This window comes from Wenyingzhuangia aestuarii (assembly GCF_011927765.1).
In the GTDB taxonomy this organism is placed as follows: domain Bacteria; phylum Bacteroidota; class Bacteroidia; order Flavobacteriales; family Flavobacteriaceae; genus Wenyingzhuangia; species Wenyingzhuangia aestuarii.
On sequence record NZ_JAATJG010000008.1, the window covers coordinates 98,473 to 120,130 of the forward strand.

The window sequence follows — 21,658 nt, forward strand, 5'->3', positions numbered from 1 at the left end:
GAAAAAATTTATATGTATCTTGAAGAAATAACCACTAACGCAGATCATATATTTTTTGACACAGCCAACAAGTTGTTACAAGAAATGAATGAATACCCTGTGTTAAGAGAGGGCTTTACGGACTTTTCTTTATTACATACCTATGAGAAACAAATACAAAAATTACTTTCTATTTTGTTTCCGGATTTACTACAAAGCAATGAAATAAAAGCAGCTTCTATTCCTTTTGACATGACTTCTTTTATGCTGTCTAAAAGATTTAAGTCTATTATAGATAATGCTGGTGATAATTTTGTTTTTGATATCAGAAACTTTGATAACGAAAACATGTACATTATGACATGTATCTATATTTTAGCTTTTCATTACAATCGTCATATAGATTTTAAACGTCCATTTTTTTACGACATTCCAGATACAAAAACCAACACTGTAAAAAGTTACAGAGCTTTGTACAATGCTGATTTTGCTTCTATTATTAAAACAGATACTGCTCCTGAATTATCAGAAGAAGATATACATCATTTATTAAACAACTTTGAAAACATTGACGTTTGGAAAGAGAAATTCCCTCCTAACTCATATATTTTTAAAGGTTTTGGAATGATCAATCTTTTTGATGTTACTCAAGACGAAACCATTTCTAAAATAAAAAACACCTTTATAAAAAGAAACATTGATAGTATTGTTGAATTAGAAGATCAAATAAAAAAACTATTTAATCTCCCTAATTTAAAACTAGGTATTTCTATTTATAGCAAAAAGAAAGAAAGCCATATAAACTATATAAAACACAACAAAGAGCATAGTTTAATTACTAAAGACATTTGCTGTAGCCCAGAAAATCATTTCTGTAATGGTATTATAAATAGAGTATTTAATTCGTCTTTAATTACAGCAATTCCAGATTTAGAAGCTTATTTTAAAGAAGGAACAGCTACAGATAATGGTTTTTATAAAACAGTATCAGAACATAATCTGCAAAGTATTATTTTAGTACCTATAGAGGTAAATAGTGACTTTTTAGCCATTTTAGAACTAGCATCCCCTAACAAGTATGAGCTAAACTCTATAAACGCTAATAAATTAAAAGACATTTTACCCGTATTGAGTACTGCTTTAGAAAGATCTGTTGATGAACGTCATAATTTATTAGAATCTGTAATTCAAGAAAACTACACCACTATTCATCCAAGTGTAAAATGGAAATTTTACAATGCTGCAGATGAGTATATTTATAACAATACACCAAACTCTAAGTTAAAAAACATTTCTTTTAAAAATGTGTATCCACTATATGGGCAGTGTGATGTTAAAGGTTCTTCTGAAGCAAGAAACAATGCTATTCAAGAAGATTTATCTTACCAATTGGATAAAACAATTGTGTTATTTGGAAAGGTATATGAAAAAGAAAAACTTAGTATTTACAAAGAGATTATCTATCGTTTAAACAAAACGTTAAACTCCATTACAGATGGAATTAAAACTACAGACGAATTACAAGTTACAGCACTGTTAAAAAACGATATTTATCCAATCTTAGAACATCTTAAAAAAACAAATCCTGAATTTATTGATATCATCACAAGTTATGAAAATGATATAGATCCTAATTTAAAGATTGTTTATAAGAAACGTAAAGCCTACGAAGATTTTATTACTCATTTAAATACTAATCTTGCCAAACATTTAGATAAGGCTCAAAAAGAAGCACAGGCATTTTTCCCTCATTATTATGAGCGTTTTAAAACCGATGGACTAGATTACAACATGTACATAGGAGAAGCTATTACTAATACTAAAGAGTTTCATTCTATTTACATACAAAACTTAAGACTTTGGCAGTTACAGCAACAATGTGAATTGGAATACATTGCTAAAGAAATAGATATTCAGCACAGCGATATTAGTTTACAAGTTACATCTCTTATTTTAGTACACTCCGTACCGTTAGACATTAAGTTTAGAATGGATGAGAAAAAATTTGATGTAGACGGAGCTTACAATATGCGATATGAAATTATCAAAAAAAGAATTGATAAATCATACATAAAAGGAACTAAAGAACGCTTAACACAGCCTGGTAAAATTGCCATTGTGTATACACACGAGCACGATTTAGCCGAATATTTAAAATATATAGCATACTTAAAAGAGCAAGAATACTTTACCGGAAATACTGAGTTTTTAGACGTTGAAGATTTACAAGGAGTATCTGGTTTAAAAGCCTTAAGAATTACTATTAATTACAATAAGAAAAATAAAGATGAATTATCTTTTCAGAAGTTAATGGAGATTGCTAAAATTAGCAGTCACTAAATTCCTAACTCTAAATTGTAAAAAGCAATTCCAAAAGCAATAACAGAAGCTATAATACCAACCATAAAAATAGTATATGTTACTCTTAACAATCTATATTTTCTAGCCAACACAATCCCTAAAAAGTACAAATCTTTATTTAGGGATTTGTACAAATATTCTCTATCATCCATTAAAGTAAAAATTCCTTTATCAAAAACCTCTAAGGGCATTTTGTAAAAGTTTCCAAAGAATAACAAATTCACTTTTTTATTATCAATATCTTCTTGTGTAAATGTTCCAGATGTTACTTTGGGTCTTGTAGAAATTATAGCAAAAATCATAGAAGTTACAGCAGTTAACAAAAATATTAACGTAGGAACTATTAAGTAATGATTGTCTGCTTTATCTAATTTTGGAAATAAATTAGACAGGGCTAAAGACAAAATAATAGCATTTACACTTAATAAAATATTGGCTTTTGCATCTGCAATATCACTCAGTTTAATATGGTTCCTAAGCGTAACCCTGTACATGGTTTCAATGGTTTTATCAGCCTTTGTACTAGGTTTATTTTCTTTTTCTACAGATTTAGCTTTCTTTTTTTCTCTCTTTAACAAAGCCTCATCTTCTTTCTGAATGGCATTTTTTAATTTCTTTTCATTTGCGGCTAAATTAGATGCTTTCATGGCACTCCAATTTCTAAAAGCAAAGTCTGTATAAAATTTATGAGCTCTTAAAAACTCCGAGTTGCATTGATACCATTCTACATCGGTCATTGTTTTTCCCTCCAACAACTCCCACTCTGCTCTTAATAATTTACTATCAGTCTCAAAAGAAGTAGTTGCTACATGAAACAAATCTGCATCACATATTATTCTTTCAATATCGTTTTTAGGTTCTTGAGGCATTTTTGTAGCCAAAATGCAATTCACAACTTTCTCAATTTTTTCTTGAGGAAAATTGTGATCTTTTAAAAAAGGAATTACCTCATTTATACTAGCTTCTTCATGATTTTCACCACCGCGAGTATAACCAACATCGTGAAACCATGCTGCAATCAATACACATTCACTATCTTCGTCAGAAATTTGTTCTTCTTTTGTTAAGGTTTTAACCGCATCTACGACATCTTGTGTATGCGATATGCTATGATATATAGTGCCTGTAGGTAAATTGTGTTTTAAATAACTAACAACATATAATTCTGCAGATTCTATAATAGATGAGTCCATGTTTTTTGATTGCTTTTTACCAAATTTATTAAAAATAAGTTTACTTTTAGTTTACCATTACATCAAATAAAATGAAATTAATTTCTTTTAAAAAATTCTATCCCTTCCTTTCTCTTTTATTTTTGATGAGTTGTGCCACTTATGAGAAACAAATATCTGAACAATTTAAAGATTGGAATGCCAACAAAACATCATCAAAAGAGTTAAGTAATATTTATTTAATAGGCGATGCAGGTAATAGTCCCAACAGTAATAAAACCTTACAAGGTTTAGCAAAAGAACTTGCTAAAGAATCTAGTAATAGTAGCCTTATTTTTTTAGGAGACAACGTATACCCTAAAGGAATTTCTCCTAAAGATGGAAAAAAACAACAAGACGGAATTTCTAGATTAAATGCACAATTAGACATCATAAAAGATTACAAAGGAAAAACTTTTTTTATCCCTGGAAATCACGATTGGTATTATGGACTTGATGGTCTTAAAAAACAAGAAAAATTAATAGAAGAAGCTTTAGGAAAAAACACATTTTTACCAGAAAACGGTTGTCCGTTAGAAGTGGTTCATTTAAACAAAGATGTAGATATTATTGTAATAGACTCCCAATGGTTTATTACCGATTGGAACAAGCATCCTGAAATGAACGACAAATGTGACGAAATTAAAACTCGTGAAAAGTTTTTTGTAGAATTAGAAGGGCTCATCAATAAAAGTCAAAAAAAAATTACTTTGCTAGCCATTCATCACCCTATGGCAAGTAGAGGTACTCATGGAGGTCAAAATTCTTTTAAAGAACACATTTTTCCATTACCTGTTAATATTCCTTTACCTGGTTTAGGAAGCGTTTTTCAGGCTGTTAGAAAAACTAGTGGTTTAAGTCCACAAGATTTAAATGCCTACAGATATCATCAACTAACAGAAAGAGTTACTACGTTGGCTAAAGAACACCCTAATCTTATTTTTGTATCGGGACACGATCATAATTTACAATACTTGTTAAAAGATGGAATTCCACAAATTGTTAGTGGAGCAGGTTCTAAAACATCGCCTACTTACTTAGGTAAGGAACCAGGCTTTAGCTATGGAAAAAACGGATATGCAAAACTTAGTATTTATCCTAAAAAACAAGTTTCTGTTACTTTTAAAAACAACGACACTACCCTTTTTGAAACTACCATTTTTAAAGCCAAACAAGAAAAAAAAGAAAGTCCTTACGACAACCTAAACATTGCCCCATATAAAACTGCTGCTATTTATAGTAAAGAACTTACAGACAAAAGCAAAACTTACAAAGCTGTTTGGGGACATCATTACAGAAATGAATACAGTACACCTATAAAAGCCAAAACTGTTTTGTTAGACACTTTGTATGGTGGGTTAAAAGTGGTTAAAAAAGGAGGAGGACATCAATCTAAATCTTTACGTTTGGTAAATCCGCAAGGAAAACAATATGTAATGCGTGCCTTAAAAAAGAGTGCCGTTCGTTTTTTACAAACGGTTGCTTTTAAAAATGACTATATCACCAACCAATTAAAAGATACCTATACCGAAAATATTTTATTTGATTTTTATACATCAGCACATCCATACACTCCATTTATTATTGGTGATTTGTCCGATGCAGTTCAAGTATACCACACCAATCCAAAATTATTTTATGTTCCCAAACAAAAAAGGTTAATTCCTTTTGACGATGAGTTTGGAGATGCCTTATACATGATTGAAGAAAGACCCGAAGATGGACATACCAATCTGGCTTCTTTTGGTACTCCTGATGATATTATTAGTACTGATGATTTATTTGCAGAACTTAGAGATAACAAAAACAACAAACTTGATGAGCATAATTATGTAACAGCTCGTTTGTTTGATATGATTTTAGGGGATTGGGATAGACACGTAGACCAATGGAGATGGGCAGTTTTTAAAAACGGAAAACACAAAACTTTTAGACCTATTCCTAGAGATAGAGATCAGGCTTTTTCTAATTATGATGGAGCTTTATTAACCACTTTAACCACGCTTGTAGATCCTATTAAGTTGATGCAAACGTATAACAAAGACATTCGTAATTTATTTAAATTTAACGATGAACCCTACCCTATTGATGTTTCTCTTTTACAAGAAAGCACATATCAAATTTGGGAAGAACAGGCCAAATACATCAAACAAAACTTGACCGATGAAATCATCAACAAAGCCTTTGATCAATTGCCAAATGCTGTTCAAAACAAAAATGTTGATAGAATTAAAGAAGTTCTAAAATACAGAAGAAATCATGTAGTTGAAATTGCTACTGAGTATAGAAAAATTTTAGAAAAATTTGCCATTGTAAAAGGAAGTGATAAAGACGATTGGTTTGAAATAACTGCCAACAAAGAAAAAACAACCATTAAAGTTTTTAACATTAGTAATGGAGAAAAAGAAGATTTACATTTTGTTAAAGAGTTTAAGAACAAAAACACCAAAGAAATTTGGGTATATGGTTTAGATGACGATGATTATTACCAAGTAAAAAACGTTCACAAAAAGAGTCCTAAAATTCGTTTAATTGGTGGGCAAAATCATGATACATATAACGTTACTAATGCAAAAAACATTACTGTTCACGATTTTAAAACGCTTAAGAATACTTTTGAAGGTCGTTTTAAAAAACATTTAGTGGATCAGTACGACAAGAATACTTATGAATATAGAAAAGTAAAAGACAATACCTTAACCGTATTACCACTTATTGGTTATAACCCCGATGATGGCTTTAATTTTGGACCAAGCATTACCTATGCTCGTTACGGATTCAATAGACAACCTTTTACCAATCAACATCACTTTAGTCTTAAATACTTTACAGCAACTACTGGTTTTGATTTTAAGCACAAAAGTGAATTTGCCACTTATTCTAACTATTGGAATTTATTTGTAGAAACAAGATTAACTAGTTCTAATTTTAGCAATAACTTTTTTAATTTTGGGAACACCACAGTTAATAATGATGATAGTTTTGGATTAGACTACAACAGAGTAAAATCTGAAATAAAAAGTATAGAACCAGGAATTACATGGAATAATTTAAGAGGAGCTAATTTTAACATTAGTATTCCACTAACCGTTTATGAACTTGAAGAAACGGAAGGAAGATATTTAAACACACTTCCTATTGAATTTGATGAGCAAAATTTTGCAGGAATTAAAACTAGCTTTAATTACTCTAATTACGACAGTAAAGCACTAACAACCTTTGGTTTTGATTTTAATATAGCTACCGGATGGGATTATAATATTTCTAAAGAATCTTCTTTAGCTTACCTTAAAACTAATTTAGGAATGGTATTACCTATTTCTTTAAATCACAAATGGGTAGTTGCAAGTAAAATTCGCTCACAATTTAATTTTGGGGAAGATTTTCAATTGTATCAATCTGCGTTTATTGGAGGTAACAACGGATTAAGAGGTTTTAGAAACGAACGTTTTGCAGGAAAAAGTGCTTTTACACAAAACTCAAACATTAGGTATACCATTAGCCAAGTTAAAACTCCTATTCTACCTGTTACTTACGGACTTAGTTTAGGATATGATTATGGTAGAGTTTGGTTCCCTAACGAAGAATCTGACAGATGGCATACTTCTTACGGAACTACTTTATGGTTTAGCGCACCTTTGGCAATGTTAAATTTTAACTTATTTAATAGTATAGAAGGTCCAAGATTTACGTTTGGTGTTGGGGTAAATTGGTAATTACACTAATAATTAAGTAGTTTTTAAAAAACACAACTAGTCATTAACTCTAATATCTTTCAACATCAATTGTAGAGAAGTATAACCGTTCCAATTATTTTCTTCCAAAGTAAAGGTAGCTTCAAAAGTTTCGGCTTCTTGAATTTTTTCTAATTGATTCCCCATACCAAAACCAATGGCATTGTATGTTTTTTCATCGGCACCGTAAATAATATTTAAACGTAAATGTTCAGGTAAATCATTTTCGTTTTCTACTTTACCAATTCTTTTACCGTAACCATTATCTCGTAAACCGCTAGCTTTAAAAACAGGTTTCATATTGGCTGGACCAAAAGGAGCAAATTGTGATAATATTCTATAAAACTTAGGAGTTAAATCTACCAAATCTACCTCAGCATCAATGGTAATTTCAGGATGCTTTTGTTCTTCTAACAAGGTTTCTTTAACCACTTGCTCAAAAGCGTTTTTAAAAGCGTTATAGTTCTCTGGCAACAAAGTTAATCCGGCAGCATATTTATGTCCTCCAAATTGCTCTATATGTTCTGAGCAAGCTTCTAAAGCATTGTACACATCAAAACCTTTAACAGAACGTGCCGATGCGGCTAATTTATTTCCGCTTTTGGTAAACACCAATGTAGGTTTGTAGTAATTCTCTATGAGTCTTGAAGCCACAATACCAATAACACCTTTATGCCAAGTTTCACAAAAAACAACGCTCGTGCTGTTTTGCTCTTCATTATTTTCTCTAATTTGTTGTAAAGCTTCATCTGTTATTTTTTTGTCTAATTCTTTTCTATCGGCATTGTATTGATCTATTTCTTTAGCAAACTTTTTAGCCAAAGCCATATCTTGCTCTGTCATTAACTCTACAGCATGAATTCCTTGTTTCATTCTACCCGCTGCATTAATTCTTGGAGCAATGGTAAAAACCACATCGGTAATGGTTAATTCTGTTTTCTGAATTTGTTCCAAAATAGCTTTAATTCCAGACCTAGGATTTGTGTTGATGACTTTTAATCCGTGATAAGCTAAAATTCTATTTTCTCCATCCATAGGAACTATATCTGCAGCTATACTTACTGCCAATAAATCTAAATAAGGCATTAGTTCCTCAAAAGGTTGATCTATAGTTTCTGCAATGGCCTGAATTAATTTAAATCCTACTCCACACCCAGACAATTCATCAAAAGGATAAAAACAATCTACTTGTTTAGGGTCTAAAACCGCTACAGCATCTGGAACAGTAGCTCCTGGTCTGTGGTGATCGCAAATAATAAAATCTATGTTTTTTTCTTTGGCATAAGCAACTTTATCAATGGCTTTAATTCCACAGTCTAAAGCAATAATTAAAGTAATATTGTTGTCTTCGGCAAAGTCAATTCCCTTGTAGGAAATTCCATATCCTTCTGCATATCTATCGGGAATATAGGTAACCACATTTGGATATAAAGTTAATAAATAAGAAGACATTAACGCTACGGCTGTAGTTCCATCTACATCATAATCTCCAAAAACCATAATGGTTTCTTCTGCTTCTATGGCTTTAAAAACTCTAGTTACAGCTTGCTCCATCCCTTTCATTAAAAAAGGATTGTGTAGCTCTAACAAATTGGGTCTAAAAAAACTCTTTGCTTTTTCAAAAGTATCTACCCCACGTTGTATCAACAACGCAGCTAAAACCTTATCTATTCCTAAGGAATTTGATAAACTTTGAACAGTTTCTTGATTGGGTTTGGGTTTGGAAATCCAACGCATAGCTTTTAGGTTTCTAATTTAGAGATATAAAACAAACTTAATAGAAAACAGTGCAATTGGGCAACATATATAAAAATTATTTAAGGGCTTTAATTACAAATAACAATAAATACCATTGCTCCTAAACCAACAAGTTACATTAATCTGCTACATAAGAACTTACTGCTGAATTTCTTGTTGAACAAAAATCTTTAAGTTCTTCTACTTCGGATGTAAATCCGCTTGTACCTCCACTTAAACTTGTATAATTAGAATTTTCACTAGTTGCAGATGAATAGATTAAATTCTGGTACGTAGTATAAGTAGCACTCATACTTGCTGGAATGTAATAATTATCGTTAAAATCTTTTAAATAGGCTTTATAATCTTCTTTATAAGAATCTACATTAATTAAATAAGAAATTAAAGGCCAACTAGAACTTACTTCACTCATAGCCAAAGAAACGGCTCCTCTATTTCCTTGTCCACTACTAAAAGCTTCGTTATTATCCCAAACAATCCATTTGATTAAATCATCTGCTGGATCGTGATACAAATAATAGTTATGACTCATATTTCCATATGTATCCCAATTTTGAATGGTGTTATTTACTGCTAAATATTTTAAGAATCCTTGTACATCAAAAACACTTTCTAAGTTGCTTTTCCACGTTGCCTCATCGGTAGTTCGTAAAGAAGAATGTAAAACATTATACAACTCCTGAATATCAGACCAATCTGCTGCTGCTTCATTTGTTTTTTTCTCAAAATTACTTAAACTAAATCCGCTTGAAGCAAACTGTGCTCCATCACCATCGGGTTTGTAACAATTACCTGTATTGCTCCCAAATACAGAAGTTAACATGGTATCAAAAACCACTTCATCTAAGGTGTACAATCCATAATAAACAGGAGTTCCCGTTCCCTGATCTACATATACTTCATAAAACGCAGTTTGTACAGCAGGCACCCCAAAAGCAGTAAACAAATCTGTTGCCGATTTTTCTCTCATAAAAGAGTTATCATTATAATTACTCCCTAACGACAAATCTTTAAATCCATAAAATCTTTGATCTTTAATTTCGGGATATTCATCTTCAAATTTATCAAACTTTAATCGCAAAGGTAATTTCCCATTCCCACTATTGTAAGCAGAATACAAGCTAGAATTTCCTTTATATCTTACTCCTACTTCGTACCACTGTGTTCCATTAAAATAAAAATCGCAAGCAACGTATTCTGGAGTTTCTGTTGTAAAATCATTCCCTCTATTTTGAGAAGCTAATGATGCTAAATTAGATCGCATGCTAGAATATTCACTAGAACTTAAAACAATGTCTATTCTATTAACCTGATCTTGAGGAAAAACCACAGAATAGTCTATTCCAGATTCATCTGTATGTGTTTCTAAACTCCAATCTGTTAATCCCTCTCCTTGATTTACAATTACCTCTTCTATTTCAATAGTTTCTCTACAAGATACCATTGCTAGAATTAGGATAGCAAGAGTGATGATATTTATGTGTCTTATTTTCATGAAATTTTAGTTTAAGTTGTATGTATATTTTACTCCTATAATGTTAGTTGCCTTTGGATACGTTGTGTTTAACTCTTTATCAAACCTATAGTAAACTCCCATTTTTGCAGATTTATGCACTTTAAAAGATGTTCCTAATGTTAGTCTATACCCATCAAGCTGATTCTCTGATTCTGCTCCAACAGAACGGAATAATTCTCCTGATAATTCTGGATCTAGCTTCCATTTTTTAATATTATAATCTACGGCTGCTTTAAATCGGAAATATTGTTTTGCCTCATTGTTAATATTGAGTTCATTTTTGTTTTGATAACGAACTCTATATTTAAAACTAAAATCGCTAAGCTTGTGCTTGTATTGTCCGTCTAAGTGATATCTAAAATGATTTTCATAACCTTGTACATTTCCTGTATTATCATTATTCTTTATGTAACGGATGGCTCCACCAAATTCAAAATGTTTAAATGGAGAATATTCTAAATCTAACTGACCAAAATATTGATTTACTTCTGAGCTGTTATTTTCTAACCTCAACTGCCCTTGTAATGCCACAGTCCATTTTTTATTGATTTTATATTTTAAATTTAAACTAGACCACGTTTCCAAATCTCTAGTTACCAGAGTTTCTTGTCCATAACTCCATACAGAAGTTAATAACATTATTGTTGCAAAAAATATCCTCATTGTTGTTTTATTTATTTTCATAGTATATAATCATGTTGGCACGTTTTCTTTTGTAGTCTACCTCTTCTATTTTTACTTTATCTATATTAAATCCTGTTTTATTTTTTAAGTCGGCCTTTAAAAGGAAATCGTTTTCAGGTTTTAAATTTTCTAGTATATCATATACTATTTTTCTAGATATCTGATGTTTTAAGCCCCAAAACCATTCGGTAAGTGATAATACTAGGATGATTAATAAATTTGCAGAAAACACTTCTACATAACTCATTTTTTTATTCGCTAACGAGTTTATTACAGACACTCCAATAACCACAAATAGATAGGTCATTTCTTTAATATCTATAGAATTGGTTCTGTATCTTATAATTCCAAAAATGGCAAATAACCCTAAAGCCATTCCTAAGTCTAGTTCAAACTTCTTTAGGGTAAAGCATAAAAAGAAAACAATTACACTAATCATGTAATAAGTAAAAAAATACTCTTTATTTCTTGCTCTTTTGTAGTACAAGCATCTTATGATAATTGTTAAAAAGCTAATGTTGATACAAAACCTAAAAAGCATTTTGTAAAAATCATCATCAAAAATTGGGATTCCGTAAATTTCCATTAAGGTTCTTTTGTTAGTTGTGTGCAACTTGTTCTATATATTAAACAAACAACCCTTTAAATACCCTAGTAAAATTTTACAATAAATTAACTACAACTTTGCAGAAACACCCTATTAAACAAGAAATGAGCAAATTAACAAACAAAACATGTTTATCAATTTGCTCATAAAAAAAGATGAACAAGAAGTATTGTATGTGTAAAATCTATAATTTATTCAACATACATTTTTGTTAAAACTGTATTCCCTAAATTATCTTTGGCTATTACAATATAAATTCCATCTAAATTTTGATTAGAAACCTGTTGTCCTTTGGTATTATATATACTAAGAGATACATATTTTTCTAGATTGTTTGTTATTGATCCGTTATTAGAATTTAGCAACAAACCTGGTATTTGATTACTTGTAGTATCTATTAACTTGCTTCCTTCTGTTATTGTTTTAAAGCCTTGCCAATAAGATTGATTGTAGGCATAAAAAGTATCAACAGGTATATTTAAATCTATCTCGTTTTTATTTGTAAATAAATCATTGTATTCAAAAGGATTAGAGCTTTCTGAAACAACAGTGGTTATAGGGTTGTTGTTAAATGCTAAATAGTCAATATTTTTTACATTTTCTGGAATGGTAATATTGGTTAAATTATTACTGTTAAATGCAGAAATACCAATAGTTTCTACAGCACTACCAATTGTTAATGTTTGAATATTGTTATTGTAAAAAGCAAGGTTAGAAATGGTAGTTACACTATTAGGTATAACAATATTTGTTAGGTTGTTACTGTGAAAAGCATAAGAACCAATAGTTTCTACAGCATTCCCAATTGTTACATTTTCTAAGCTATTATTATAAAAAGCTGCATTGGCAATAACTTCTACATTATCTGGAATTACAATACTTGTTAAAGCATTGTCCGAAAAAGCTTCGTTTCCTATATAATTAACTTTAAAAGACATATCAACATTCGTTAAATTATTCCCTTTAAAAGCATAAGAATCTATTGTGTAAACGTTGTCTGGAATATTTATACTGATTAAATTATTGTCAGAAAAAGAATCGTAACCTATTAAATTTAAACCGCTTGGTAACACTACACTTGATAGATTTTTGTTTTTAAATACAGATGCCCCTATTTCGGTTACCGTATATGTAATTTCATCGTGAATTATTTCATTAGGAAGAACTAGATCTGTACTGTTTCCAAAGTATTTTTCTATTTTAACATATCTATCACTCACATTTACAATAGAGTATTCAATATTATCAACCACAAAGGCTTCTAGTTCAATTGGCTTTCCATTTATTGTACCAAAATCTATCCAACCTGCATTTGTATAGGTGTCTAAAGTATTATCTGGTATTGTTAAATTGATATCAAAATTGTTGTCAAATGTGTCTGATGGCAAAGTAGCCGGGCTTGTACTTAACGAGTTTACATTAACAATAGAGTTGTATAAAAAAACTCCCTCTCCAATAAAAGATACACTAGAACCCAGAGTAACACTTTCTATATTATTACTAGAAAACGCATTTTTTGCTATGCTTACTACCTTGTTAGGAATAACTACTTGAGTGATGGAATTGTTGTTAAAAGCAGCTTCTCCTATATCTTCTAAATTAGCTCCCAAAACAAGTGTTTCTAGAGAGTTACTAATAAAAGCATAGTCCCCTATAGTTATTACATTATCTGGTATTGTTACACTGGTTAAAGAATTATTTGCAAACGCTGATTTTCCAATAAACGTAACACTTTCTGGAAGGGCTACATTGGTTAAAGAATTATTAGAAAAGGCATCGGATTCTATTCTAAGAACTCCATTTGAAATTGTTAATGATGTTAGTTGATTGCTAGAAAATGCTCCAGATTCTATTAAATTAACTGTACCTGGAATACTTACACTTATTAAAGAATTTTCATAAAAAGCTCCATTCTTAATTTTTGTAACCTGATACGTATCATCCTCATTATTTACCGTGTTAGGAATCTCTATTGTTGTATCGCTTCCCTCATAATCTCTAACTTCTACTTCTCCAGTACTAATAACACCATACTGAATATTATTTACTGTAAATATTTGAGCGTTTGACAGGTAACTATTAAGTAATAAACTCAATACTAATAGTAGTTTTATTTTCATAATTTACGCTTAGTTATTAATTAGTTAAATACGACGTTACAGCTTCATTCCTAGAAACACAAAAGTTTTTCATGGTTTGGATAGCTGTATCAAAATCATCAGAACCCACAAACAAACTTGTATATTCTGAACTTTCTGACGATACGCTAGGTAAAATTAAATTGTAATAATTGTCGAATATGGAATTCATTCTTGTTGGGTTGTAATAATTATCTACAAAATCTTTTAAATAGGTTTTGTAATCCGCCTCATAAGCATCTACATCCATTAAAAACGAAATCAATGCCCAATCATCACTTACTTCATCCATACCTAAAGACAAAGCTTGTAATTGAGCAGAACCACTTAAAAAAGCTTCGTTATTATCCCAAACAATCCATTTGATCAATCCATCTGCAGGATCGTTATACAGAAAATAATTATGTCTCATATTTCCGTACGTATCCCAGTTTTGTATAGTATTGTTTACAGCTAAATATTTTAAAAAACCTTGTACATCAAAAACACTCTCTAAATTGGTTTTCCAAGTTTCAACATCGGTAGTTCTTAAAGGAGAATGTAATACATTGTATAATTCTTGAATATCTGACCAATCGGCTAGTTCTTCATTTGTTTTTTTCTCAAAATCTTCCAAATTAAATTCATTGGCAGAAAACATAGAACCTCTTCCTTCTGGTTTGTAACAATTTCCTGTATTACTACCAAAAACAGACGACAACATGGTATCAAACACCACCTCATCTAAAGTATACAATCCATAATACACAGGGTCTCCTGTACCCTGATCTACATATACTTCATAAAAAGCTGTTTGTACTGCGGGTACACCAAAATCTCTAAACAATTCTGTTGCTGTTTTCTCTCTCATATAAGAAGCATCGTTGTAATTACTTCCTAAAGACAAATCTTGAAAACCATAAAATCGTTGGTTTTTAATTTCAGAGAATTCATCTTCAAAAACATCAAACTTAAGTCTTAAAGGTAACTTACCATTCCCATTATTATAAGCACCAAACAAGCTTGAATTTCCTTTATATCTAATTCCTACATGGTACCATTGATGACCGTTAAAATAAAAATCGCAAGGAGCATAAATAGGTTTCTCATCCGAAAAAACATCGGGTCCTTCTGCAGCAGTAATTAAACTTGCCAAATTAGACCTCATATTTTTATACTCTTCTTTAGAAAAAACAATATCAACTCTATTTACTTTATTTTCAGGAAAAATAACATCATAATTAACTCCCTCTAAATCTGTATGAGTTTCCATAGTCCACTCCTTAATATCTTTATTAGGAACAATTTCTACTTCTCTACACGATACTACTAACAGTACTATGATTAAAACCAATAATACAGGTTGAGTATTTTTAATTCTTATATTCATAATTGTTTATTTAAGACTGTAAGTATATTTAACCCCAACAATATTTGTTGTTAATGGGTAATCTGTATTTACTTCCTGATCGTATCTATAAAAAAGTTTCATTTTAGCAGACTTGTGTACTTTAAAAGTAGTACCAAAAGTAATTCTATAACTTTCTAATTGATGATTTACATTGGCTCCTGCAGAACGAAATAGTTCTCCTGACAACTCGGGATCAAACTTCCATTTTTTTATGTTATAAACAGCTTCTGTTTTAAAACGGATTGTTTGTTTTGATTCATCTTCAACCTCTAATTCGTTTCTAGTTTGATAACGAACTCTATATTTTAAATCTAAATTATTTAGTTTGTGCTTGTAGGTTCCGTCTATATGATATCTTAAGTAATCTTCGTATCCTTGAATTTTACCTGTATGATCATTCTTTTTTATATAACGTAATGCTCCCGAAACTTCAAAATGTTTAGAAAAGCTATACTCTACATCAAACTGTCCAAAGTATTGATTTACCTCTGAACTATTAGTATCTAACCTTAATTGCCCCTGTAAAGCTACAGACCACTTTTTGTTGATTTTGTATTTTAAATTTATACTTGACCATGTTTCTAGATCTCTAACAACTAGTGTGTCTTGACCATAGGTTACCACAGATATTAAAAACATTCCTATCAATAAAAACTTGTTTAGCATTGCCTTATTTATTTTCGTAGTAAATGGTAATGTTTGCAAATTTTCTTCTAAAGTTAACTTCATGAATTTTTATTTTCTCAATACTTAGACCTGTTTTTTCCTCTAAATCGTCCTTTAATAGTTGATAATTTTCTGGTTTTAAATTTTCTAAAACTTCGTAAGTAATTTTTCTAGATACTTGATGTTTTAAACTCCAAAACCACTCCGTCAACCATAAAACTAAAATAATCAGTAAGTTAGCCATAAACAATTCCAGATAACTCATTTTTTTATTTGCCAAAGAATTAATTACAGAAACCCCAATTACTACAAATAAATAGGTCATTTCCTTAATATCAATAGAGTTGGTTCTATATCGTATAATTCCAAAAATAGCAAACAGCCCTAGAGCCATACCTAGGTCTAATTCAAACTTTTTAAGAGTAAAACACAAAAAGAATACAATTACACTAATCATGTAATAGGTAAAAAAATATTCTTTGTTTTTGGCTTTTTTATAGTAAAGTCCCCTAATAATAATAGTTAGAAAACTGATATTGATACAAAATTTAAAAAGCATTTTGTAAAAATCATCATCAAAAATAGGCATGTTATATATTTCCATATTATTTATTCAGGTATGTAAATAGGTGTGTTTCTATATTTTATGCAAAAATGAGGAAAAAAAAATGGAATTTTACTATAAAAACGCAGTAGATTAAACTTAACGCTACCTAACACCATAGCTACAAACCTATTACAGCTAGTTAGGTTTGTTATTTTTCTATAGTTTACAAAGACCCCTCTATAAAACAAACAAGACATTTCTACATAGAAATGTCTTGTTTGTTTTAATATGTAAAAGAATTTTATTTTACTCTTGTAATGGTTAATCCATCTCTAATAGGTAGTAGTATTGTTTCCACTCTATCGTCTTCATTTACTTTTTTGTTATAAATAACAAGTTCTTTAGTATCTATATCTTTAGGGTCAATTTCTTGAACCACTTTTCCACTCCACAACACATTGTCTGATAAAATTACTCCACCTGGATTCATTTTATCAATAATCAAATCAAAGTAGTTAGAATAATTAGCTTTATCTGCATCTATAAAAACCAAATCAAACTTTTCATCAATAGTAGGAAGAATATCTATGGCGTTTCCAACATGTTGATGCATTTGTGCTCCCCAAGGAGATAAGTCAAAATATTTACGTTGCAAATCAAACAACTCTTCGTTTTTATCAATGGTATGTAAGGATCCTGTAGATTTCATTCCCTCACACATACAAAGTGCAGAATATCCGGTATAAGTACCTATTTCTAAAATGTTCTTAGGATTGATTAATTTAGATATAATTGATAATAATCTACCTTGATAAGTACCACTTAACATACGCGGATTTAGTACCGTTTGCCAAGTTTCTGTATTTAATGCCTGTAAAAGTTCAGGCTCTTTTTGAGAATGATTTACTGCGTATTGATCTATCTCATCTGGTAAAAAGTGCATGCTATTTTTCTTTATCGAATTCTTTAATTTGTGCTTTTAGCTTTTCTTTATCTTCTGCACTTAAACAACATTTATGTGTTTCTTGATATCTTTTAGCCATTGCACACATATCAGACAATTCTGAATTTTGCTTGCTAAACAACCTACACACTTTACAAAACATAAAATGTATATTCAATTTAATTTTATCTGTTAATGTGGCTGCTCCGTATTGCGATTTAGTACAAATTGCAGTAGCCTCCTCACATGTAATTTTCATTTTTCCCATGGCCATACTTACTTTTTAAACCAATTATCTTCCATACACTTTCTTAGTTGAGTTCTAGCTCTATGGATAATAACCCAAAGGTTAGACGAGGTTATATCCAACTCATTACAAATATCTTCGGTCTCAAAACCTTGAATCGTTTTCATTTCAAAAACCATTCTATATTTTTCTGGTAATTTTTGAATACATGCTTGTAAAGCAGCTCCTAATTCTTCCGATTCCATTTCTGCATCTGCTCCTCCATTCCATTCTTGAGGAACTCGTTCTTCTATCCAATCACCTTCTCTTTCACTATCCTGATAAAAGTTCATACGAACCTCAGCTTTTCCTTTTTTGGAATTTATTTTACGGTAGTGATCTATAATTTTTCTTTTTAAAATAGAAATCAACCAAGTTCGCTCGCTTGCTTTCCCTTCAAAATTTTTCATAGATTTTAGACCCGCAAAAAAAGTTTCTTGCACCAAGTCTTTCGCCTTTTCAGCATCACTAACCCTAGCAATCGTATAATTAAAAAGATAGTCCGCATAAGCATCTATCCATTTATCCGGATCTAGTGTATGTATTTTAGTTTCTTCTGACATGTTCCCTTGTAGGTTTTACGTGATAAAGATAAGGTATTTCTCAACAAATGTGCCACTTCACTACCTAGAATCTAATCGCAGTAATCTTTAATTAATTACGGTGTTTCCTTAAAAAAGAGTAATTTTACACACTGAATTTTTTAGATTCTATAAAATTATGTCTGCAATAAAAAAAGAATACAAGAGAATTACCACAAACACGCTAATCAAAATGAAAAGCAAAGGAGAAAAAATCTCTATGCTTACGGCTTATGATTTTACCATGGCTAAAATTATTGATACAGCAGGTGTTGATGTAATATTAGTTGGAGATTCTGCTTCTAACGTAATGGCCGGTCACGAAACTACGTTACCTATTACTTTAGATCAAATGATTTACCATGCCAGTAGTGTGGTAAGAGCTACTAAAAGAAGTTTGGTGGTGGTAGATATTCCTTTTGGAAGTTATCAATCAGACTCTAAAGAGGCTTTGCGTTCTGCTATTAGAATTATGAAAGAATCTGGAGCTCACGCTGTAAAAGTAGAAGGTGGTATTGAAATTGAAAATGCCTTATCTAGAATTATTCAGGCAGGAATTCCTGTTATGGGACATTTAGGATTAACTCCTCAATCTATTTACCAATTTGGAACTTATACCGTTAGAGCTAAAGAAGAACAAGAAGCAGAAAAATTAATTGCCGATGCTAAATTTTTAGAATCTAAAGGTTGTTTTGCTTTGGTTTTAGAAAAAATTCCAGCAAAATTAGCACAAAAAGTAGCAGATAGTTTAAGTATTCCTGTTATTGGAATTGGTGCGGGGGCTGCTGTAGACGGACAAGTATTGGTAACTCACGATATGTTAGGAATGACTCATGAATTTCATCCTCGTTTTTTACGTAGATATTTAAACTTGTATGATGATATGAGTAATGCCGTAGAACAATATACCAAAGATGTAAAATCTGTTGATTTTCCTAACGAAAAAGAACAATATTAAGTTTTATACAACCTACATGAAACTATTTTTTAAAATACTTCTGATTAATACATTGTTTCTAACATCTTGTAAAGAAAAAAACAGAAACACCAATAAAATAGTTTCAGATACTATTACAAAAAAAGAAGACGTTTTATTAAAAAATCAATCTTTAGAAAATACGGCAACAACCACTAAAGAACATTATATCTGTTACAATGCAGACAATAATAAAAACTTAAAAATTTGGATTAGGTTTCACAACAACAAAGCTATTAGCGTAAAATACAAAGGATCAAAAACAGCTATCAGCCTTAACTACCTTAAAGAAGAGTTTCTAAAAGGAGGAGCACATCCTACTATAATTACTCATTACAACGAATTATATAACGGTAAAATAAACGGACAATATATTTTAACACATTCTGGAATATGGGATTATGTAAAATATATTAGAGGAAAAGATCAAAAAGAATTCAATTTCACTATTGATCATAACTCAAACAATTATAGTAGCAAACCTTGTTTTTAAGAATAAAACCGCCAGTAATTTCCAATTATGAAAATACTTCACATAGATTCTAACCACGCTATATTACAAGAAGATTTAGCACTTTTTGGTTGTGAAAATCACGAAGATTATACTTCGACTAAAACAGAAGTAGAAAGCAAAATTCATTTATACGATGGAATTGTCATCCGCAGTCGTTTTAACATTGATAAAACATTTTTAGATGCAGCTAGCAATTTAAAATTTATAGCACGTGTAGGTGCTGGTTTAGAAAGTATAGATTGTGATTATGCAAAACGCAAAGGAATTGTTTTAATTGCAGCTCCAGAAGGAAACAGAAATGCTGTTGGAGAGCATGCCTTGGGAATGATTTTAAGTTTATTTAACAATCTTAAAAAAGCAGATTTAGAAATAAGACAAGGACAATGGTTGCGCGAAGCCAATAGAGGTTTAGAACTAGAGGGTAAAACCGTTGGATTAATTGGCTACGGAAACATGGGAAAAGCCTTTGCTAAAAAACTAAAAGGTTTTGATTGTAAAGTTATTTGTTACGATTTAAAAGATCATGTAAGTGATGAAAATTGCTCACAAGTTAGTTTGGAAGAATTGCAAGCACAAACAGATGTTTTAAGCATTCATACCCCACACAACGAGCAATCTTTTAAAATGATTGATGCAAATTTCATCAATGGATTTCAAAAATCATTTTACATTATCAATACCGCAAGAGGAACTGCTATTGTAACGAATGACTTAGTAGATGGATTAAAATCTGGTAAAGTATTAGGTGCTTGTTTAGATGTTTTAGAGTACGAAAAACTATCTTTTGAAAATCTTTTTGAAAACAATCAACTACCTCCTGCTTTTGAATATTTAATTCACGCAGATAATGTTTTATTATCTCCACATATTGCTGGTTGGACTGTAGAATCTAAGTTTAAATTAGCAAAAACCATCACTCAAAAGATACATCAACATTTTTTTAATTAAAGAATTGTAATGTTTACTTTTATGCTTAGACAACTTTAGCATGAAAGAAATAATAAAACAACTACAAAGCATTAAACAAAACACTGATTTAAACTATAGTGTAAAAACTAGCGTTGAAGATTTTACTGAAAAAATATTTAGTGTTTTATTTGATGATAGCATAGATTTAGCCAACGGATTTAAAGAATTAGAACTTTTATTTAAAAAAGCAGCTAAAATTTCATGCGCTTCTACTCAAGAAATCTGTGACAAAACATGGATTCATTTTGCAGAAAAACTGCCCTCTATTTTAGAAGATTTAAATAAAGATGCAGCCTATTTTATGGAATCAGATCCTGCAGCTAGAAGAGTAGAAGAAATCTATTTTGCGTATCCTGGGTTTTATGCCATAGCTATTCACCGTTTAAGTCACGAAGTATACAATCAAAAATTATATCTTTTTGCTAGATTAATGAGTGAATATGCTCATAGATTAACAGGAACAGACATTCATCCTGGAGCTACAATTTACGCACCTGTATTTATAGATCACGCTACGGGAATTGTTATTGGAGAAACTTGTATTATTGAACCTAATGTTAAAATTTATCAAGGAGTTACCTTAGGAGCATTAAGTGTTAGTAAAGATAAACAAGATACCAAAAGACATCCTACCGTAAAATCTAACGTTTGTATTTATGCCAATGCTACTATTTTAGGAGGGGAAACCGTTGTGGGAGAAAACTCTATTATTGGAGGTAACGTTTGGGTTACTAAATCAGTTCCTAACAACTCCGTTGTATACAACACTATAGAAGCTAATATTAAATCTAGATAATT

18 protein-coding genes are annotated in these 21,658 nt (G+C 30.6%); 6 read left to right on the forward strand and 12 right to left on the reverse strand.

Annotation, left to right across the window (positions count from 1 at the left end; genetic code table 11):
* Nucleotides 1–12 precede the first annotated feature (12 nt).
* On the forward strand, nucleotides 13–2,319 hold the full coding sequence (locus tag GGR97_RS09145; protein ID WP_167898211.1) for a GAF domain-containing protein: 2,307 nt from the start codon (nucleotides 13–15) through the stop codon (nucleotides 2,317–2,319).
* Here the strand turns inward: GGR97_RS09145 and GGR97_RS09150 are convergent.
* The gene (locus tag GGR97_RS09150) at nucleotides 2,316–3,533 is read right to left on the reverse strand and encodes a Pycsar system effector family protein (RefSeq protein WP_167898212.1); all 1,218 of its coding nucleotides are present in this window, start codon (nucleotides 3,531–3,533) and stop codon (nucleotides 2,316–2,318) included. The genes GGR97_RS09145 and GGR97_RS09150 overlap by 4 nt on opposite strands.
* A 71-nt stretch (nucleotides 3,534–3,604) precedes the next feature.
* Here GGR97_RS09150 and GGR97_RS09155 point away from each other — a divergent pair, with 71 nt between their 5' ends.
* On the forward strand, nucleotides 3,605–7,267 hold the full coding sequence (locus GGR97_RS09155; protein WP_167898213.1) for a metallophosphoesterase: 3,663 nt from the start codon (nucleotides 3,605–3,607) through the stop codon (nucleotides 7,265–7,267).
* A 36-nt stretch (nucleotides 7,268–7,303) separates the two neighbouring features.
* Here the strand turns inward: GGR97_RS09155 and recJ are convergent, their stop codons facing one another.
* The 11 genes from recJ to GGR97_RS09210 all read right to left on the reverse strand — a co-directional run bounded on the left by recJ (nucleotide 7,304) and on the right by GGR97_RS09210 (nucleotide 18,383).
* On the reverse strand, nucleotides 7,304–9,022 hold the full coding sequence (gene recJ, locus GGR97_RS09160; RefSeq protein ID WP_167898214.1) for a single-stranded-DNA-specific exonuclease RecJ: 1,719 nt from the start codon (nucleotides 9,020–9,022) through the stop codon (nucleotides 7,304–7,306).
* Nucleotides 9,023–9,161: 139 nt separating this feature from the next.
* Entirely contained in the window at nucleotides 9,162–10,538 is a 1,377-nt protein-coding gene (locus GGR97_RS09165) for a CotH kinase family protein (protein ID WP_167898215.1), read from the reverse strand.
* A 6-nt stretch (nucleotides 10,539–10,544) separates the two neighbouring features.
* Nucleotides 10,545–11,222, reverse strand: a complete 678-nt coding sequence (locus tag GGR97_RS09170) for a DUF2490 domain-containing protein (protein ID WP_167898216.1) — start codon at nucleotides 11,220–11,222, stop codon at nucleotides 10,545–10,547.
* Between the two features lie 7 nt (nucleotides 11,223–11,229).
* Nucleotides 11,230–11,829 (reverse strand): DUF4956 domain-containing protein, encoded by a 600-nt coding sequence (locus GGR97_RS09175; protein WP_167898217.1) that lies wholly within the window; start codon nucleotides 11,827–11,829, stop codon nucleotides 11,230–11,232.
* 212 nt (nucleotides 11,830–12,041) lie between these two features.
* Nucleotides 12,042–13,970 (reverse strand): leucine-rich repeat domain-containing protein, encoded by a 1,929-nt coding sequence (locus GGR97_RS09180; protein ID WP_167898218.1) that lies wholly within the window; start codon nucleotides 13,968–13,970, stop codon nucleotides 12,042–12,044.
* Between the two features lie 16 nt (nucleotides 13,971–13,986).
* The gene (locus GGR97_RS09185) at nucleotides 13,987–15,357 is read right to left on the reverse strand and encodes a CotH kinase family protein (RefSeq protein WP_167898219.1); all 1,371 of its coding nucleotides are present in this window, start codon (nucleotides 15,355–15,357) and stop codon (nucleotides 13,987–13,989) included.
* 6 nt (nucleotides 15,358–15,363) lie between these two features.
* Nucleotides 15,364–16,107, reverse strand: coding sequence for a DUF2490 domain-containing protein (locus GGR97_RS09190; protein WP_167898220.1), 744 nt, complete (start codon nucleotides 16,105–16,107; stop codon nucleotides 15,364–15,366).
* A complete protein-coding gene (locus tag GGR97_RS09195; protein ID WP_167898221.1) occupies nucleotides 16,049–16,648 on the reverse strand; it encodes a DUF4956 domain-containing protein in 600 nt (199 codons plus the stop codon). Before GGR97_RS09195 ends, GGR97_RS09190 begins: the two co-directional genes overlap by 59 nt.
* Nucleotides 16,649–16,892: 244 nt before the next feature.
* Nucleotides 16,893–17,534 carry an O-methyltransferase gene (locus GGR97_RS09200; protein WP_167898222.1) on the reverse strand — a complete coding sequence of 214 codons (642 nt, stop codon included), beginning with the start codon at nucleotides 17,532–17,534 and terminating at the stop codon, nucleotides 16,893–16,895.
* A 1-nt stretch (nucleotide 17,535) separates the two neighbouring features.
* Entirely contained in the window at nucleotides 17,536–17,802 is a 267-nt protein-coding gene (locus tag GGR97_RS09205; RefSeq protein ID WP_245229484.1) for a hypothetical protein, read from the reverse strand.
* Between the two features lie 8 nt (nucleotides 17,803–17,810).
* Entirely contained in the window at nucleotides 17,811–18,383 is a 573-nt protein-coding gene (locus GGR97_RS09210; RefSeq protein ID WP_167898223.1) for a sigma-70 family RNA polymerase sigma factor, read from the reverse strand.
* A gap of 157 nt (nucleotides 18,384–18,540) precedes the next feature.
* On the opposite strand from GGR97_RS09210, the gene panB reads away from it, so the two are divergent.
* From panB to epsC, 4 genes are read left to right on the forward strand one after another with little or no spacing between them, the layout of a single operon-like run.
* Nucleotides 18,541–19,359: a 3-methyl-2-oxobutanoate hydroxymethyltransferase gene (panB, locus tag GGR97_RS09215; protein WP_167898224.1), complete on the forward strand. Its 819-nt coding sequence runs from the start codon at nucleotides 18,541–18,543 to the stop codon at nucleotides 19,357–19,359.
* 16 nt (nucleotides 19,360–19,375) lie between these two features.
* The gene (locus tag GGR97_RS09220) at nucleotides 19,376–19,870 is read left to right on the forward strand and encodes a hypothetical protein (RefSeq protein ID WP_167898225.1); all 495 of its coding nucleotides are present in this window, start codon (nucleotides 19,376–19,378) and stop codon (nucleotides 19,868–19,870) included.
* Nucleotides 19,871–19,897: 27 nt separating this feature from the next.
* The gene (locus tag GGR97_RS09225) at nucleotides 19,898–20,839 is read left to right on the forward strand and encodes a 2-hydroxyacid dehydrogenase (RefSeq protein WP_167898226.1); all 942 of its coding nucleotides are present in this window, start codon (nucleotides 19,898–19,900) and stop codon (nucleotides 20,837–20,839) included.
* 40 nt (nucleotides 20,840–20,879) lie between these two features.
* Complete coding sequence (gene epsC / locus GGR97_RS09230) at nucleotides 20,880–21,656, forward strand: serine O-acetyltransferase EpsC (protein ID WP_167898227.1); 777 nt, start codon at nucleotides 20,880–20,882, stop codon at nucleotides 21,654–21,656.
* The last annotated feature ends 2 nt before the right edge of the window (nucleotides 21,657–21,658 follow it).